Source organism: Paenibacillus sp. EKM212P, assembly GCF_011066115.1.
In the GTDB taxonomy this organism is placed as follows: Bacteria; Bacillota; Bacilli; order Paenibacillales; family Paenibacillaceae; genus Paenibacillus; species Paenibacillus polymyxa_B.
This window is the reverse complement of record NZ_JAAMNR010000066.1, coordinates 1-284: the sequence shown is the minus strand read 5'-3', so window position 1 is coordinate 284 and position 284 is coordinate 1. Positions and strand designations below refer to the sequence as shown.

1 tRNA gene and 1 rRNA gene are annotated in these 284 nt (G+C 51.8%); both read right to left on the bottom strand.

The features are described 5' to 3' along the window. Positions 1-64 precede the first annotated feature (64 nt). A tRNA-Ala gene (locus G9G54_RS25015) sits at positions 65-140 on the bottom strand. A gap of 70 nt (positions 141-210) precedes the next feature. Continuing rightward, a 5S ribosomal RNA gene (rrf, locus tag G9G54_RS26305) occupies positions 211-284 on the bottom strand; the annotation flags it as partial.

The window sequence follows — 284 nt, the reverse complement described above, 5'->3', positions numbered from 1 at the left end:
ACTCGAACCTGTGACAACTCGATTAACAGTCGAGTGCTCTACCAACTGAGCTATCAGGGAATATTGGTGGAGCCAAGGGGGATCGAACCCCTGACCTCCTGCGTGCAAGGCAGGCGCTCTCCCAGCTGAGCTATAGCCCCATCTAAAAAATCAATTTTGTATGTATAATCAATAGCCTGATAGGCGAAAAAAAATCCCCATTATGGGGTTGCTTGGCGACGTCCTACTCTCCCAGGACCCTGCGGTCCAAGTACCATCGGCGCTGGAGGGCTTAACGGTCGTGT